Raw genomic sequence first — 16204 nt, forward strand, 5'->3', positions numbered from 1 at the left:
TTAGAGGTTCGAAGCGAGGAACTTACGAACCACTTCTATGGGAAGACCGCGACGGCGGGCATAGTCTCGCAGCTGGTCTTCCCCTATTTTTCCCAGATTGAAATAGCGGGCCTGAGGATGAGAGAACATCAGGCCGCTCACGCTGGCGTGGGGCTTCATCGCCCCACTCTCCGTCAAACGGATACCAATCTGTTTCATATCCAGCAAATCATCCAACACAAAGTTCAGACTGGTATCTGGCAACGAAGGATAACCAACCGCAGGACGGATGCCCTGAAATTTCTCCACCAACAACTCGGGAATCGAGAGCGCCTCATCCTTGGCATAGCCCCAATACACCTTTCTCACCTGCTCATGCATCCGCTCGGCAGCAGCCTCAGCCAGACGGTCGGCCAAGAGCTGTACCATCATCTTCTGATAAGGATCGGCATCGAAATCGGTTTCCAACCCCATGTCCACGGAGGTGGCGAAAAGCCCGATTTTGTCGCTTTCACCACGCGAAAGCGGCAAGATAAAGTCTGAAAGACATAGATATGGCGGTTTTCCTTGCTGCTGTCGCAGCAAAGGAAGTCTTTTACCGTTTAGAATGATATCATCACCATCGGCATTGGCATCGAAGAGACCAAAGAGACCATACACATGATAATGGTCATTGAGTTGCGTCAGCAAGGTCTCTGCCTCTGAACGCAGACGCACCTTCTCGGAATCCTCCTTGACCTGCCAGGCAAAGAAGAAATACACCCAGTTCACGTAAGGAACCAGTTCGGAGATTTCATAGGTTAGCTTCATCTGAATTCCACAGACTGTCCGATATAGTTGGTGTCTACTTTTCCCTGTCCATAGACTGTATGGCCGTTGCAGAGCGTCCGTTCCACACGCCAGAGGAACATATGTCCTTCCATAGGACTCCAACCACATTTGCTCAGGATTATATCCTTCGTCACCGTCCACCCTGTATTGGGTCGCACCAACACGATATCTGCCTGATAACCCTCACGCAGGAAACCACGCTGACGCACGTCAAAGAGTCGGGCTGGGTTATGACACATCAACTCTACTAGTCGCTCCAGCGAGAGCACACCCTGATCCACGAGTTCCAGCATCGTGACCAAAGAGAACTGAATCATCGGCATACCACTGGCGGCTTTGGCACAGCCACCTTCCTTCTGTGTCAGCAGGTGAGGTGCATGGTCGGTGCCTATCACAGTGATACGACCATCGTTGAGCGCCTCGCGGAGCATTTCCCGATCGCACTCTGTCTTGATGGCGGGGTTACACTTGATACGAGTGCCGAGGGCGGCATAGTCTCTGTCGCAGAAGTAAAGATGACTCACGGTGGCTTCGGCAGTGATATTTTTTTCTTTGCCCAGAAGTCCCAGTTCTTTGGCGGTGGTGAGGTGGGCAACGTGGAGACGAGCGTGATGTTTCGTTGCCAACTCCACAGCCAACTTAGTACTCTCATAACAAGCCTCCTCACTCCGGATCTCCGGATGATGGGTCACCTTCGGATCCTCACCATACTTTTCCTTGGCCTCAGCCATGTTTCTATTGATGATATCCGTATCCTCACAATGTGTCATCAGTGGCAGTGGTGAAGAAGAGAATATCTTCTCCAGTGCCTCCCGACGGTCCACAAGCATATTACCCGTACTACTCCCCATGAAGAGCTTTATACCGGGGATACGATGGACGTCGAGTTGTGGGAAAAGACCTGTGTTATCATTGGTAGCACCAAAGAAGAACGAGTAGTTCACGTGACTCTTCTTCGCTGCCAGCGCAAACTTCTCCTCCAACGCCTCGAGAGTGGTGGTCTGAGGTATGGTGTTGGGCATGTCGAAATAGGTGGTGACACCACCTGCGGCAGCTGCACGACTCTCACTATCCATATCTGCCTTCTCCGTGAGGCCTGGTTCACGGAAATGGACATGGTCGTCGATGACACCAGGTATTACAAAACATCCCGAAGCGTCTATGACTTCATCATAGGATGCTTCGGGAGTGGTATTTCGTTGTATAATCTGAGAAATCTTGCCGTCTTCAATGACGATGGAGCCCTCGAAGGTCTGACCTTCGTTAACGAGCGTTCCCGACTGAATCAGTGTTCTCATACTTCACATTATCATCTACCAGTCCATTCTGACGGGCTTGTATCTCTTGTGCCGTCTGATAGTACTGCTTCACATAAGGATCTTCCTTGAACTTCTTCGTGGCCTTACTCATGATGTCCTCAATCTGCGGGGTCAGCACAGGATACTGGTAACCACCCGTCATCATCATGAAGACACCAGGCCCCAGGATATTATCAAAGTTTTCCACGATAAAGTTCGTTACCAAAGAGTCTTCCTGTTGTGTCAGACGCGCAGCCTCAACAGAGAGTTGGCGGTTGATGGTCTCCTCGTCGATGCCTTCAAGCAGCATCTGACTCTGACGGTGACTCAACTCATTCATCTCATTACCGATCTGGTCGTGACGGTGGATGAATTCATATAACTTTTCGTTCAGGGGCGAACCACTGACAGTACGACTGGTATTGTCGATACGTATCTCTATCTCACCCTTCTCGACGACCACGGGCATCATCAAGGGCTCATCGTCCATATAGAGGTTTGCCAATTTGACGGTATCAAGGAGTCCGGCAAAGCGGAATTTGCCGTGAACCACATCACAGGAATCCATGTTTTTCAACTCCTGGTCCTTGATGGTCTTGAGGTAGAGTTTGCTTCCATCGAGCGACGATACAGACGAAGAGCCCTGAATCGAATAGGACTCAGCGCAGGATGTAAGCGTAGCAATAATTACAAATGCGTAAAGAATCTTGTTCATATATCATTCATTTCGTACGGCAAATGTACAACGATTCATCGAAGTAGAAAAAAAAATTTGCGCATTTTAAAACAATTGCGCAAACTTTTATAGTTTTTTTGCCTCTTTCTCAAGCTCATGACTGATTCTATGCATAGAATAGAGCTGTAAGATAGCTGCCACGAGCAATACAATGACCCACTTGTTGTATACATATTCTATATATATAAGGTGGTTGAGTCCAAGGAAATTGCCACCATTGGCAAACATCAAGACACCTGCCACGAGGAAGAGCACATCACTGAGGAGCATCATCCTTCGCAGACGGCGAATGGTGAAATTGTCGCCCTCATAGCGCTGCAGCATCTGCATGGAGGCAAAGCCCAGCGCTCCTACACAGTAGACATAGGGAGCACCTACCCATGCAAGCAGCGAGGTTCCGGCACCGATGGTCATACAGACTGCGCCCAGGAGATAGATGATGGTCTGCACCTTATTCAGCTGCCTCATGACTCACAATGGGTTTGGGAGCACGGTCATCATCACTGAGGATGAAAATATCCTCATTGTCGGCCTTCATGAAATAACGTTCACGGGCAATCTTCTCGATAGCTTTCGGATTTCTGTCGAGCTCCTTTATCTGAGCCTGATCACGACGAAACTCAGCATTATATCTTTCCTTCTCCGCCATCAGTTCATCAATGCGCTGGAGGTTCTTGATATGACTCCACATGCTGTTGTCATCGAGGAATCCTACGAGTAGCACACCAACAATGCTCACTACCGCATACTTGAAAATGACGGAGTGCCACACCCGAAGCACATAAGTCTTGATTGTACCTAATACTTTCATTTTTATTTAATTTGGTTGCAAAGATACAAATTTCTCTTAATTCTTCATTCTTAATTCTTCTTTTTTTTGTATCTTTGCAGAAAAATTTCAGTTTTGAGTATGGAATACATTGTTTCAGCCAGGAAATACAGGCCATTGACCTTCGACACCGTCGTGGGACAGGCTGCCCTAACCACGACGCTGAAGAATGCCGTGAAGAGCGGAAAGCTGGCACATGCCTACCTCTTCTGCGGTCCCAGAGGCGTGGGAAAGACCACTTGCGCACGCATCTTTGCCAAGGCCATCAACTGCCAGAATCCGACGGCAGATGGTGAGGCTTGCAATGCCTGTGAGAGTTGTCAGTCGTTCAACGAACAGCGTTCTCTCAACATTTTTGAGCTCGATGCCGCCTCCAACAACTCCGTGGAGCACATCAAGACGCTCATGGAGCAGACGCGCATTCCACCGCAGCTCGGACGTTATAAAGTATTTATCATCGACGAGGTGCACATGCTCTCCACCGCTGCCTTCAACGCTTTCCTCAAGACCCTTGAGGAGCCGCCCGCACACGTCATCTTCATCCTCGCCACAACGGAGAAGCACAAAATCCTGCCTACCATCCTCAGCCGTTGTCAGATTTACGACTTCGAGCGGATGACCATCCGTAATACTGTAGACCACCTGAAGCATGTGGCCGAGCAGGAGGGTATCACCTACGAGGAACAGGCACTTGCCGTGATTGCCGAGAAGGCCGACGGCGGTATGCGCGACGCACTCTCCATCTTTGACCAGGCCGCCTCGTTCTGCCAAGGTAACATCACCTATGATAAAGTCATTGAGGATCTGAACGTGCTCGACTCTGAAAACTATTTCCAGATCATCAACTTATCCAATCAGAATAAAGTGAGCGACATCATGGTGCTGCTCAACAATATCATCAACAAAGGTTTCGATGGCGGATTGCTCATCCAAGGTCTTGCCAAGCACGTACGCAACGTGCTGATGGCCAAGGATCCGCAGACGCTGCCTCTCCTTGAGGTCAGCGACCAGCAACGCCAGCGCTATGCAGAGCAGGCCAAGACCTGTGAAACCCGCTTCCTCTATCAGGCTCTACGTCTCATGAACCAGTGCGATATCAACTACCGGCAGTCGTCGAACAAGCGTCTGCTCGTGGAACTCACACTGATTGAGATTGCGCAGATTACGCAACCTGACGACGATGCCAGCGCGGGGCGCCGCCCCAAGAGATTAAAATCCCTGTTTAAGAAACTGATACGCCAGTCTCAGCCCCAGACAGCGGCCCCGCAGGTAGCCGCGGCTAAGCCTGTCGTATCCACAGCTGCCATAGTAGCTCCCGAGAAACCAGTTCCAGCCGCGATGCCTAATACAGCCACCGCCACGACACCCAAGCCAGGTGTCAAACTCGGTGGCATCGGCTTCTCCTGGAACAAGCTTCGCAATCAAGGCAAGCCCTCAAAAATCAATCTCCCAGACAGCGGTTCTGCCCTTAACAAAAAAGAGACGGAGACCGTTTTCAAGCAAGAAGACCTCGATCTCCAATGGATGTCGATGTGTAACCGCATGCCCCAAGAGTTGAGTGGCATCGCCACCCGCATGAAGAACATGAATCCCACCATCCTTGACTTCCCTCATTTGGAAGTTGTCGTCGACAATGCCCTCGTCAAGCAGGAGATGGAAGACTTCAAGGGACGTATCATCACCACCCTGAAGAATGGCCTCCACAATAATGCCATCACGCTAGATATCCGTGTAGCAGAGCAGCAGGAACGAGCAAAAGTCCTCACCCGTCGTGAGCAGTTTGAATTGATGATAAAAGAAAATCCTGCCATAGAATCTCTACGGCAGGCTTTCGATTTAGAACTGGCTTGAGGCCTTACACCCCTATCCTAACTTTCCAAAAATCTTTTCAAGGGTTGCCAGACAGACGTCACTGCTGACAGGTTTGGCAAGGAAGTCGTTGCAACCTGCTTCCATCGCTGCCTGACGGTCGCTATCGAACGCATTCGCCGTCAAAGCCACAATGGGTACTTCGGAATTAAACTCACGGATAGCCTTCGTAGCTTCCAGACCATCCATGATTGGCATCTTGATATCCATCAGAATGGCATCAAACTGGTTGGCTTTCGCCTTCTCGACCGCTTCCTGGCCATTCTTGGCACGTTCATACTCAAAATACTTCTTCAAGATGTATGACATCAGGATGTAGTTGCTGTCATTGTCTTCTGCAATCAATATTTTTTTCATAACTTACATATTTATTAGTTCTTTTTCCAAAGCTTACTCATATCCTCCAGTGTCTTACCCTTGGTCTCAGGGACAAGGCGCCAAACGAACAGGGCTGCGATCACACAGATAATACCATAAAGGCCATAAGTGAACCAGTGGCCGAAGTCATCACCCTCTGTGAGATGCATGTTGAACATAGGCACAAACGACGAACTGACGATGAAGTTCGATATCCACTGGAAGGCCACAGCGATAGCAACGGCACCGCCACGGATAGTGTTGGGGAAAATCTCGGCAATGAGCACCCAGGTGATGGGACCCCATGAGAACATAAACGAGGCCGAGTAGACGAGCAGCGAAGCAGCTGTCACCAATGCGAGACTCTCGTTACCGAAAGTCACGGCTACACCGAAGGCACCCAGTGCCATACCCAGTGAGCCACTGATGAGCAGAGGCTTACGTCCCAGTTTCTCCACTGTGAACACAGCGACGAGCGTGAACGAGATATTGATGATACCCATGAAGACTGTCAACATCATCGGATCGTCCATACCCATGTCACCGAAGATTCGCGGGGCATAATAGAGCACGGCATTGATACCCACTGCCTGCTGGAACACTGAAAGCATGATTCCCACGAAGATGCAGAGCGCACCGTAGGTCATCAGCTTCTCGGTCTTCACCACCATCGTGTCCTTGATATCCTGCAGGATCTGTGAAGCCTTCAACTGGCCGTTGATCTTGGCGAGAATACTCTCCGCTTTCTTGTCCTGTCCGATGCTCACGAGGTAACGCGGTGTCTCAGGCACGAAGCAGATGAGCAGGGCAAAGAGTCCTGCGGGCACAGCCTCACTACCAAACATATAGCGCCATCCTGTGGTCACGGTCCACTGTGCGGCGGGGTTGATGGCTGCCAAGCCCTTACCCATCTCCTCCACGAGCGGCTGGATATGGTCGCCCAGGATGAAGAAGTTCACGAAGTACACCACCAGCTGACCGAAGATAATAGCAAACTGGTTCCAGCTGACGAGCATGCCTCGGATGTTTGAGGGAGCCACCTCACCGATGTACATCGGGCAGATAGCGGAGGCAAGACCCACGCCGACACCACCTATCACACGGTAGATGTTGAACATGATCAGCAGTGAGTAGGTAGGTGTACCATACTCAAAGAACATGAACTCAGGATCCATTGAGCCGAGGGCTGAGATAAAGAACAGCAAACCGGCGATGATCAGCGACTTCTTTCGGCCCAGGTTCGTAGCCAGATAGCCTGAAAGGGCGGAGCCGATAATACAGCCGATGAGTGCCGAGGCTGATGTGAAGCCATGCCATCCGTCGGTATAGGCGAAATCCTTGGCTTCCATGAAGAATGCCTGTAATCCCTTCTCTGCGCCGGAGATGACTGCGGTATCATAACCGAACAACAAGCCGCCCAATACAGCGACCATCACGATTGAAATCAGGTAGGCTTTGCTACCCTGCTCTGTTGGTTGATTCATCTTTAAAAGTTCTGTTTTTGTTGTTATTGAATATTATTGTTTGATCATCATTTTATTATCTCATCTTTTCTCTATTGGCAGACCCAGTTCAAATGTCGTTCCCTGCGGTGAGGTATCCACAAGCCTCAGCGTTCCGCCCAATTTCTGTGTGGTCTCCCAACAGTACGCCAGACCAAGACCGAGACCTTCCTTAAACTCGTCGACCTTCACCCAACGTTGGAAGATGGTCGCGATTTTGTCGGAGGGGATGCCACAGCCCGTATCTTCTACGGTGAAGAACATCATCTTCGTGCCTTTCACCTTCTCCGTGCGTACCTTTAATATAATATGTCCCTGTTCGGTGAACTTTACCGCATTCTCCAGAATGTTACCCAACATCTGCAACAGGCTGTCGCCGTTGGTATAGAGCATGCTTTTTCCTTCCGTTTGATCAACAAACTCCACCTTGATCTTCTCATGATTCACATCCGGCATATCAGCAATGGCCCGGCGACAGATCTCTACCCCGTCGGTATTTTCCGCTTCTTCCAACAAGTCCTTCGTGCTCTCATTGGCCAGGGCCAGCATCTTATTCACCAGCGAAGTGATCTGTCGGGTGCTGTTACCAATGGTCGTAGCAATCTTCTGTTGCTCATCGGGAGTAAATGATTCCTCATCACCCGTCAACACTTGCGTAAAGCCGTTGATGATATTCAGCGGTGTACGTATCTCGTGACTCACATTTCTCATGAACTCGGTCTTCATCTCGTCGGCAGCTGCCACCTTCTTGTAAGCATTCCTCAGTTCTTCGTTTTTCAACATGAGACGCTTCGAGAACTTCCGGCGCATCCGGATGTTACGGGCCATCAGCACGATGACGAGGATGGCCAGTGCAACGCCTCCGAACAGGATATAATTCATCACGCGTCCCATCTTCTGACTTTTCCTCATCAGTTCCATCTCATGCTCCTGCTGCTGGATGTTCTCTGCTATCATCACACCAGTGATCGAGTCGCGTTTGTGCATCAGCTCGCGCTGGGTCAGGAAGGCTTTATCGTTATCGCCGATATAACGATAGATATCGCATTTCAGCAGATACTGTTCCTTCAGGTTCTGTAGCTGGTCCACGCTGGCCAGAGCCCGCTCCGTGTCGCCGTTGAGCAGCGTCTCATACACACGGGCATAAGGAACGAACATGTCGCCCGACGGCACCTGGTTCTTGCGGTCGGCCTCATCCATCTGAGCCAGATACTTGCGGAAGGCGCTGTAGTTCTTCTGCTTAAACCTAACGATGGCCTTGACGGCCAATACGTCGGCCATTACTCGATAGTAGTTACGCGAGTCTTTCTGTTGGACCAGCACTTTCTCTGCTTCGTCGAGCCAGTACAACGTACGATTCAAGTCATTATTAAGATGTACATGTGCCAGCGCAAGATAGGTGAATAGCAATCCATCCATCTCGAAACGGCCTCCCTTGACGACCTCTACTGCCTTCAGGAACTCGGCTTCGGCTCCTGCGATATTGCCACACGTATTATACACATGGCCCATCATGTTCGCTATATAATATTGTCCAGCATCCGGATCCTGGCTATTCATGATGTCTTCCTTCATCACCTGAACGATGTGGTAGGCATCGTGAATGTTCATATGCCCCAGGTTGTACATGATACCGCACACCCAAGAGTTATTAGCAGCCCTGATATCATTATCCTCACGGGCATGGTGCAGAAAAGCGACACAGGCATCGTAAACCAGTCGCGCCGAGTCCTGCCCCGTAGCCACCCACATGGCCTCCTGCAACCGCTTGTGCTCTGCCGTATCCTTGCACTTCGCCCCCTGTGCCGATATCCGCAATACCGACAAGAACGCTGCCAAGACAAACAACATTATTGCACGATGGTTGATAGCCATATATTTGGGTTCTTAGAAAATTCTTTGCAAAGATAGTGGTTTTTAACCGAATCACCAAACATTTTATCGACTATTAAGTTAATTTTGGCAAGAATATTTCTCTATATCGAAAAAAATGAGTACTTTTGTCCCGAAATCATTACTAAAACTACTAAAAAAATGAGAAAACTGATTACCCTCTCTTTGCTTAGCTTCAGCCTCATGGCGACAGCGCAGACCCACGTTCTCGACGTGAACACCAAGAAACTGGGGGCTCCCGTACAGCCTACGATGTACGGCATCTTCTTTGAAGACATCAACTACGCTGCCGACGGCGGTCTCTATGCCGAGATGGTGAAAAACCGTTCGTTCGAGTTTCCGCAGCACCTGATGGGCTGGCGAGTCTATGGCAACTTTGAGCTGCGCAACGATGGTCCCTTTGACCAGAACCCCCACTACATCCGCCTCGGCTATTCCGGTCACAGCGACAAGTATACAGGTCTTGAGAATGAAGGTTTCTTCGGCATTGCCGTCAAGGAGGGAGCAGCCTACCGCTTCTCTGTCTGGGCACGCTGTCCAGAGGGCGGATCGTCTGTTCTCGAGGTGAGCTTCGTCGATAATGACACGATGGGCGAGGATCAGCGCTTCGTTAAGACCAATATCACCGTCAGCGGCAAGGAATGGAAGAAGTACACCGCAGAGATCACCTCGCCCCGTACAGAGGCCAAGGGTGCCCTGCGTATCTTCCTGCTCTCCGACAACAAGAAGCCCATCGCCACTACCGACGTGGAGCATATCTCCCTCTTCCCGAAAGACACCTGGAAGGGTCGTGAGAATGGCATGCGCAAGGATCTGGCTCAGGCCCTCTTCGACATGCATCCCGGCGTGTTCCGCTTCCCCGGAGGCTGCATCGTCGAGGGTGTCAACCTGGAGAGCCGCTACCAGTGGAAAAACAGCGTAGGCCCCGTTGAGAACCGCAAGCTCAACGAGAACCGCTGGCACTACACCTTCCCCCACCGCTTCTATCCCGACTATTTCCAGAGCTACGGCCTCGGCTTCTTCGAGTTCTTCCAGCTTTGTGAGGACTTCGGTTCAGAGCCTCTGCCCGTCATCTCGTGCGGTCTCTCTTGCCAGTTCCAGAACCCCGATCCTACGAAGCCTGGCGTACACGCTGCACTTGATGAGCTCGAGCCCTATATCCAGGATGCCCTCGACCTCGTGGAGTTTGCCAACGGCCCCGTCGATTCCAAGTGGGGTAAGGTGCGCGCAGAGATGGGCCATCCTGAGCCCTTCAACCTGAAGTACCTCGGCGTGGGCAATGAGCAGTGGGACTATGATGAAGCCCATGGCGGCTATGGCCCCGTCTTTACCGAGCGACTTAAGAAGTTCAGCGATGCCTTGCGCAAGAAATATCCCAACCTGAAGCTCATCGGCACCACTGGTCCCAACTCCGAAGGCTGGGACTTCGACCTTTTGCAGCCCCGCATGAAGGAGCTGAAGGTCGACCTCTATGACGAGCACTACTATCGTAACGAGGAGTGGTTCCTCAGCCACGGCCTGCGCTACGACTCTTACGACCGCAAGGGCCCGAAGGTGTTTGCTGGCGAATATGCCTGCCATGGCAGCAAACAGCACAAGTGGAACCACTATTATACCTCTTTATTAGAGGCTGCCCACATGACGGGTATTGAGCGTAATGCCGACATCGTCCACATGGCCACCTACGCCCCTCTCTTCGCTCATGTCGAGGGCTGGCAGTGGCGTCCCGATGCCATCTGGTTCGACAACCTCCGCATGTTCAAGTCTGTCAGCTACTATGTCCAGCAGCTCTATGCCATGAACAAGGGCACCAATGTGCTCTCGCTCACCATGCAGGGCAAGCCCGTGGCAGGTCAGGAAGGCCAGGACGGTCTCTTCGCCTCTGCCGTATTCGACAAGCAGACTGGTGAGGTCATCATCAAGGTGGTCAACACCAGTGCCCAGCCCCAGCCCTTGAGCATCCAGCTGCAGGGCATGAAGGGTGCCCGCAGCGCCCAGATCATCACCCTCACCCACGATGGCGACGATGATGAGAACACGCTCGACAATCCCGAGAAGATCATCCCCGTTGAAGGTACCTGCCAGGTAGATGCAGGCAAGAAGAGCTCACTGCTCCTCGACGACATCCCTGCCAAGACCTTCCGCATCTACAAGGTGAAGTAACACCGATATGACCGTATGGCTTAAATATAACAAGTGGATAGCATGTCTTTGCCTCCTGGCGGCATCTGTGTCAGTTACCGCCCAGGAGAAGACTGCCGCCATCGAGCAGCTCAGAAAAGACATGTACCGCTTGTTTAACAAGCCAGATTCCTTAGATAAGTTCATGCAGGTCACCGACCAGCTGATAGAGGTATCAAAGCAAAAAAACAATGAAGAACTGCTTTATAAGGCTTGGGCAAACCAAGCCATCATGCTCTCTCAGATTGGCAAACGGCAACAGGCACTGGATATTATCAAGGTCATGTCGGATTATGCCCGTAACAACGACAGCAAATACGGCCTTTTCACATCCACACAGACCAATGCCCATATAGCGAGCGGCCTTCGGATGGAGGATCAGGCGGAGGAGCTGTACCTTCGATGCATCAATTACAAAGAGCAATACCTACCCCATCTCAACATTGCCCCCATTTACCTTGGTCTGGCAAAAATCTACTATAACAAGGGGAAAAAGGGTAAAGTTCTTGAAATGGCAGAAAAGACACTCCATGAGCCAGACCTTCTTCCAGAACATCTTGTACAGGCTTTGGGGTATAGGTGTATAGCTACCACACTTGGCCGTGATGACAAGGAAGCGTTTAACCGCTATTACGCAGAACTTGATAAGGCAAGGCAAAAGACTGGGATATCCATGAACCTAAGCAAGAGACTGGATGTCTATCATGCAGAACTAAACGGGGACTACGAGAAAATGCTGGCGTTGGCCCAGGGCTTGAAAAGCAAGATGGACCGAATGACGATGACTGCACGGGCTTACACCTTGTTAGGGCGATGGGAAGAAGCCTATCACATACAGGTAGCTTACAAGAAATATTGCGACTCCATCAATTCGGCAGAGTCAAGGAATCTTGCGCTCAGTCAGTCGCTGGCCCTCGACGCAGCACGAGCTGAGAACGAAGCCAAAGACCTGAAGCTGAAGAACCAACAGCTGGAGTTGGAACACATCACCGACGAACTGGAGCAACGACGCCTGGAGGAAAAAGCGCTGAACCTCTCTCTGGAAAACCAGAGCATAGAACTCCTGAACCGGGGGATAGAACTACAGAACATCGCCGTAAAACTGGAAAACGATAGCCTTGACCGTCATAACAAAGACCTGCAATTAAGCGAGTGGGCATCTAAGATGGAAGCCCAGAAGCAGACGGAGCACGCCCATCGCGTGTTTATCATCATGCTCACCCTTATCGCCCTCCTCGTCATTGCCTCGCTGGCCTTTATCCTGCATCGCCGCAACAAGCACTCGAAGGAAATCGAGGCAGCCTACGGCAAACTGGAGGATGCCTACAACCAGCTGGAAGCAACGACCACCGCCAAGGAGCGCATTGAAAGCGAGCTCCGCATTGCCCGCGAAATACAGATGGGCATGGTGCCGCACGTCTTCAATGCCTTCCCAGAGGAGTCGGGCATCGACCTCTATGCCTCGATGACTCCTGCCAAAGAAGTGGGCGGTGACCTCTACGACTTCTTCCTGAAAGACAAGAATCTCTACATCTGCGTGGGTGACGTCTCAGGCAAGGGCGTGCCAGCCTCGATGACGATGGCCGTTGCCGTCAATCTGTTCCGCAGCACAGCCAAGGAGGGCTTTACGCCTGCTCAGATTGCCACACACATCAACGATGCACTCTCTGCCGATAACGAGAAGTGCATCTTTGTCACCATGTTCATCGCCGAGATAGACATCGAGACAGGTCGGATGGAATTCTGTAATGCAGGGCATAACTCGCCCGTCTTCGTCAACAACCAGCTGCAGCCACAAGATCCCGATCGCGCCTACTACATCGACATGGAGCCGAATGCCCCCGTCGGACTCTGGCCAGAGCTGGAGTATGTAGGCGAGCATATCGACAACATCAAGGGCTATACGCTGGTCATCTATTCCGACGGCCTGACGGAGGCAGAAAACGAAGAACAGGAGCAGCACGGCGAGGAGCGCCTGTTGGAGTTAATGCGCAATGACAAGTTTGTCAATGCTGAATCCACCGTCAACATGATACTCGATGATGTTGCCGACCATGTGGGTAGTGCTGATCAGAGCGACGACCTGACCATCCTTTGCCTCAAGATAGGCTAATTCCTGTACATGTCACTTACATTCGCCTGCACCATAGATATAGGCAAAGGCACCGCTTTCATAGTCGAACACCTCCTCTGGACGGAAGAAACGGGCTACCTCTATGGCAGCATTTTCCACCGAATCGGAGGCATGGACAATGTTCTGCTGATTGCTCACAGAGTAGTCGCCACGAATGGTACCTGGGGCAGCCTGACGTCCGTTGGTCACACCTGCCATTGTACGGACGACCTGTACAGCCTCCACACCAGAGATAGCCATAGCCACCACTGGCGAAGCCTGCATTGAAGCACAAAGTCCAGGGAAGAAAGGCTTGTCTACGAGGTGGGCATAGTGCTCACGCAGAATCTCGTCGCTCAACTGCATCATCTTCATGCCAGAAATACGGAGTCCACGACGCTCAAAACGATTCACAATCTCACCAATCAGCTGACGCTGTACACAGCTGGGCTTCAATAATACTAATGTTGTTTCCATCTTGTTGATTGTTAAAAAGATTATTTCACCGCAAAGATACATCTTTTTCCCAAAACACCAAAGAATTCCTACACTTTTTTTTGAAAGGGCTTATTATTCTACTCTGTGTTTGCTGCCTGTTAAGGGTATGATTATGGATGTTTCTTTCGGTACTCCCAGAGCTCAACGCTGTTGACAATGTTCTGCCAAAGCACATAACAGCCTGCACCAACGGAGGCTACGGGATTAAGATAGGTGTAGGCCACCCAGATGGAGAGAGCCGTATTCTTTTGGAATGAGGCCTGACCACCATCGATCTCGTCGCCAAGATGGCGCCCGATGCTGCGCCCCACAAGGAAGAGCACGAAACAGAGGATGAGGCTGAGCACAGCAATGAGCAGCAGCGTGCGCAGAGCAGCGTCGCTGTGGACGATATTACGAACGGTGACACCCGAGGTGACGCTGAGCTGCACGGCCCAGAGATAGAACGAGAGGTCGGGGATGCCAACAATCCAGGCACAGAGACGCTTGGCATAGTGCTGAACGCCCCACCCCAACACCAACGGTAGCACAAGTACTAACGACAACTTTTGTAATATGATAAGGAACACCTGCCAGAATCCCAGGCTGGCTCCTCGCTCCAGCAGGGGAAACACAGCAGGGATCATCAATGCAGAGGCAAAGGCCGAGATGACCACATAGGCCGTCATCGTATTGATGTTGCCCCCGATCTTGGCTGTGACCACAGGGGCTGCCGTAGCGGCAGGGCCGATGATGCAGGTGAGCACACTCTCCCAAAGGAGCTTTTGCTCGGGATTGCCCTCGACACGAAAGATAATCCACACATTGAGCGCCACAAGGGCCAGCTGCGACAGCAGGATGCCGATGTGCCAGCGATGGGGGCGCATCTGATGGAAATCGATGCGGCAATAGGTGGAAAAGAGCGTAGAAAACACCATCAGGGGGAAGATGGTATCGACCACGCGACCAAGACTGTCGCCAAGGGCATCGAGCTGGGGCACGAAGTAGAACGTGAGATAGACCACCGTACCCACGGCAATGGCCACAGGCAGCGTCCAGTCTTTTAGAAATTGCTTAATACTCATAAAACGAGTGCAAAATTAATATTTTTTTGGCATGGATGGCACGGATTACAGGGATTTTTTGTAATTTTGCAGCCAAATATGCACTTATATCAATGAGCGTAACTGAATTTATTCATCAAGATAAGGCAGCAAGACGGTTCTCGTTTGAGGTACTGCCACCGCTGAAAGGCACGGGAACTGCGAAATTGTTTGCCGATATAGACAAGCTGCGGGAGTTCGATCCTGCCTACATCAATATCACCACCCACCACTCGGAGTTCGTGTATCGTGAACTTGCGAACGGCAACTTCGAGCGCCAGCGCATCCGCCGCAGGCCTGGGACGGTGGCCATCGCTGCCGCCATCCAGCAACGCTACGGCATTCCCGTTCAGCCCCATGTCATCTGCAGCGGATGTACCGTTGAGGATATCGAATACGAGTTGCTCGACCTGCAGTTTTTAGGAATCAGCGACCTCTTGCTGTTGCGTGGCGACAAGGCGAAGGAGGACAGCCGTTTTGTGCCCACACCTGGAGGCCATGCCCACACCACAGAACTGATGGCTCAGGTGAAGCGGTTCAACGAGGGGTTCTTTGCCGACGGCACCCCCATCAAGAACCCCGGGCGCGGCTTTGACTACGGTGTGGCCTGCTACCCCGAGAAGCACGAGGAAGCGCCTAATCTGGAGATGGACATGCAGTATCTGAAAGAGAAGCAGGAATTAGGAGCGCAATATGCCGTGACCCAGCTCTTCTTCGACAACGAGAAATACTTCAGCTTTGTAGAGAAGGCACGCCAGATGGGCATCACCATACCTATTATCCCAGGCATCAAGCCGATGGCAAAGCTGAGTCAGTTGACGGTGGTGCCCAAGACATTCCACTGCGATATACCCGAAGCATTAGCCAGGGAGGTCGTGAAATGCAAGACCGATGAAGACGCCAAGCAGTTAGGTATCGAGTGGACCACACAGCAATGTCAGGAGCTCTACCAGCATGGGGTACACAACATACATTTCTATACCGTCTCAGCTGTGGACAGCGTAGTAGAGGTCGCCAAGCGACTGCTTTAAGGATT

The 16204-nt window shown here is 51.3% G+C and carries 14 protein-coding genes; 4 read left to right on the plus strand and 10 right to left on the minus strand.

Annotated features, from left to right (window positions below):
• From BMY16_RS10660 to BMY16_RS10680, 5 genes are all read right to left on the minus strand, one after another.
• On the minus strand, positions 1-789 hold the full coding sequence (locus tag BMY16_RS10660) for a vitamin B12 dependent-methionine synthase activation domain-containing protein (protein ID WP_091842315.1): 789 nt from the start codon (positions 787-789) through the stop codon (positions 1-3).
• Complete coding sequence (locus BMY16_RS10665; protein WP_091842317.1) at positions 786-2108, minus strand: dihydroorotase; 1323 nt, start codon at positions 2106-2108, stop codon at positions 786-788. The genes BMY16_RS10660 and BMY16_RS10665 overlap by 4 nt, the downstream gene beginning before the upstream one ends.
• Positions 2074-2823, minus strand: coding sequence for a DUF4369 domain-containing protein (locus BMY16_RS10670; protein WP_091842319.1), 750 nt, complete (start codon positions 2821-2823; stop codon positions 2074-2076). Before BMY16_RS10670 ends, BMY16_RS10665 begins: the two co-directional genes overlap by 35 nt.
• Before the next feature lie 87 nt (positions 2824-2910).
• Positions 2911-3312, minus strand: coding sequence for a hypothetical protein (locus BMY16_RS10675; protein WP_091842321.1), 402 nt, complete (start codon positions 3310-3312; stop codon positions 2911-2913).
• Complete coding sequence (locus tag BMY16_RS10680) at positions 3296-3655, minus strand: FtsB family cell division protein (protein ID WP_091842322.1); 360 nt, start codon at positions 3653-3655, stop codon at positions 3296-3298. Before BMY16_RS10680 ends, BMY16_RS10675 begins: the two co-directional genes overlap by 17 nt.
• A gap of 99 nt (positions 3656-3754) precedes the next feature.
• Between BMY16_RS10680 and BMY16_RS10685 the strand changes: the two genes are divergently transcribed.
• Complete coding sequence (locus tag BMY16_RS10685) at positions 3755-5524, plus strand: DNA polymerase III subunit gamma/tau (protein WP_091842324.1); 1770 nt, start codon at positions 3755-3757, stop codon at positions 5522-5524.
• Positions 5525-5536: 12 nt separating this feature from the next.
• Here the strand turns inward: BMY16_RS10685 and BMY16_RS10690 are convergent, their stop codons facing one another.
• Genes BMY16_RS10690 through BMY16_RS10700 form a run of 3 tightly spaced genes read right to left on the minus strand, consistent with a single transcriptional unit; the run spans position 5537 to position 9276 of the window.
• Positions 5537-5899 (minus strand): response regulator, encoded by a 363-nt coding sequence (locus tag BMY16_RS10690; protein WP_091842325.1) that lies wholly within the window; start codon positions 5897-5899, stop codon positions 5537-5539.
• 14 nt (positions 5900-5913) lie between these two features.
• A complete protein-coding gene (gene xylE / locus BMY16_RS10695; RefSeq protein WP_091842327.1) occupies positions 5914-7383 on the minus strand; it encodes a D-xylose transporter XylE in 1470 nt (489 codons plus the stop codon).
• Between the two features lie 60 nt (positions 7384-7443).
• Complete coding sequence (locus tag BMY16_RS10700; protein WP_091842328.1) at positions 7444-9276, minus strand: sensor histidine kinase; 1833 nt, start codon at positions 9274-9276, stop codon at positions 7444-7446.
• Positions 9277-9435: 159 nt separating this feature from the next.
• Between BMY16_RS10700 and BMY16_RS10705 the strand changes: the two genes are divergently transcribed.
• Positions 9436-11457, plus strand: a complete 2022-nt coding sequence (locus tag BMY16_RS10705; protein ID WP_091842330.1) for an alpha-L-arabinofuranosidase C-terminal domain-containing protein — start codon at positions 9436-9438, stop codon at positions 11455-11457.
• Positions 11458-11464: 7 nt separating this feature from the next.
• The gene (locus BMY16_RS10710) at positions 11465-13588 is read left to right on the plus strand and encodes a PP2C family protein-serine/threonine phosphatase (RefSeq protein WP_091842332.1); all 2124 of its coding nucleotides are present in this window, start codon (positions 11465-11467) and stop codon (positions 13586-13588) included.
• A 12-nt stretch (positions 13589-13600) separates the two neighbouring features.
• Here BMY16_RS10710 and ndk read toward each other — a convergent pair whose 3' ends face one another.
• Together ndk and BMY16_RS10720 are read right to left on the minus strand one after the other, a co-directional pair.
• On the minus strand, positions 13601-14065 hold the full coding sequence (gene ndk / locus BMY16_RS10715) for a nucleoside-diphosphate kinase (RefSeq protein ID WP_091842333.1): 465 nt from the start codon (positions 14063-14065) through the stop codon (positions 13601-13603).
• Between the two features lie 131 nt (positions 14066-14196).
• Positions 14197-15150, minus strand: a complete 954-nt coding sequence (locus BMY16_RS10720; RefSeq protein WP_091842335.1) for a bile acid:sodium symporter — start codon at positions 15148-15150, stop codon at positions 14197-14199.
• A gap of 92 nt (positions 15151-15242) precedes the next feature.
• Here BMY16_RS10720 and metF point away from each other — a divergent pair, with 92 nt between their 5' ends.
• Positions 15243-16199, plus strand: coding sequence for a methylenetetrahydrofolate reductase [NAD(P)H] (metF, locus tag BMY16_RS10725; protein WP_091842337.1), 957 nt, complete (start codon positions 15243-15245; stop codon positions 16197-16199).
• Positions 16200-16204 lie beyond the last annotated feature (5 nt).

This window comes from Prevotella sp. ne3005 (assembly GCF_900110085.1).
GTDB lineage: Bacteria > Bacteroidota > Bacteroidia > Bacteroidales > Bacteroidaceae > Prevotella.

What these genes read in the sequence shown, in the direction of transcription:
- BMY16_RS10660 (WP_091842315.1), bottom strand. Translation starts at nt 789, where the DNA reads ATGAAGCTAACCTATGAAATCTCCGAACTGGTTCCTTACGTGAACTGG.
- BMY16_RS10665 (WP_091842317.1), bottom strand. Translation starts at nt 2,108, where the DNA reads ATGAGAACACTGATTCAGTCGGGAACGCTCGTTAACGAAGGTCAGACC.
- BMY16_RS10670 (WP_091842319.1), bottom strand. Translation starts at nt 2,823, where the DNA reads ATGAACAAGATTCTTTACGCATTTGTAATTATTGCTACGCTTACATCC.
- BMY16_RS10675 (WP_091842321.1), bottom strand. Translation starts at nt 3,312, where the DNA reads ATGAGGCAGCTGAATAAGGTGCAGACCATCATCTATCTCCTGGGCGCA.
- BMY16_RS10680 (WP_091842322.1), bottom strand. Translation starts at nt 3,655, where the DNA reads ATGAAAGTATTAGGTACAATCAAGACTTATGTGCTTCGGGTGTGGCAC.
- BMY16_RS10685 (WP_091842324.1), top strand. Translation starts at nt 3,755, where the DNA reads ATGGAATACATTGTTTCAGCCAGGAAATACAGGCCATTGACCTTCGAC.
- BMY16_RS10690 (WP_091842325.1), bottom strand. Translation starts at nt 5,899, where the DNA reads ATGAAAAAAATATTGATTGCAGAAGACAATGACAGCAACTACATCCTG.
- xylE (WP_091842327.1), bottom strand. Translation starts at nt 7,383, where the DNA reads ATGAATCAACCAACAGAGCAGGGTAGCAAAGCCTACCTGATTTCAATC.
- BMY16_RS10700 (WP_091842328.1), bottom strand. Translation starts at nt 9,276, where the DNA reads ATGGCTATCAACCATCGTGCAATAATGTTGTTTGTCTTGGCAGCGTTC.
- BMY16_RS10705 (WP_091842330.1), top strand. Translation starts at nt 9,436, where the DNA reads ATGAGAAAACTGATTACCCTCTCTTTGCTTAGCTTCAGCCTCATGGCG.
- BMY16_RS10710 (WP_091842332.1), top strand. Translation starts at nt 11,465, where the DNA reads ATGACCGTATGGCTTAAATATAACAAGTGGATAGCATGTCTTTGCCTC.
- ndk (WP_091842333.1), bottom strand. Translation starts at nt 14,065, where the DNA reads ATGGAAACAACATTAGTATTATTGAAGCCCAGCTGTGTACAGCGTCAG.
- BMY16_RS10720 (WP_091842335.1), bottom strand. Translation starts at nt 15,150, where the DNA reads ATGAGTATTAAGCAATTTCTAAAAGACTGGACGCTGCCTGTGGCCATT.
- metF (WP_091842337.1), top strand. Translation starts at nt 15,243, where the DNA reads ATGAGCGTAACTGAATTTATTCATCAAGATAAGGCAGCAAGACGGTTC.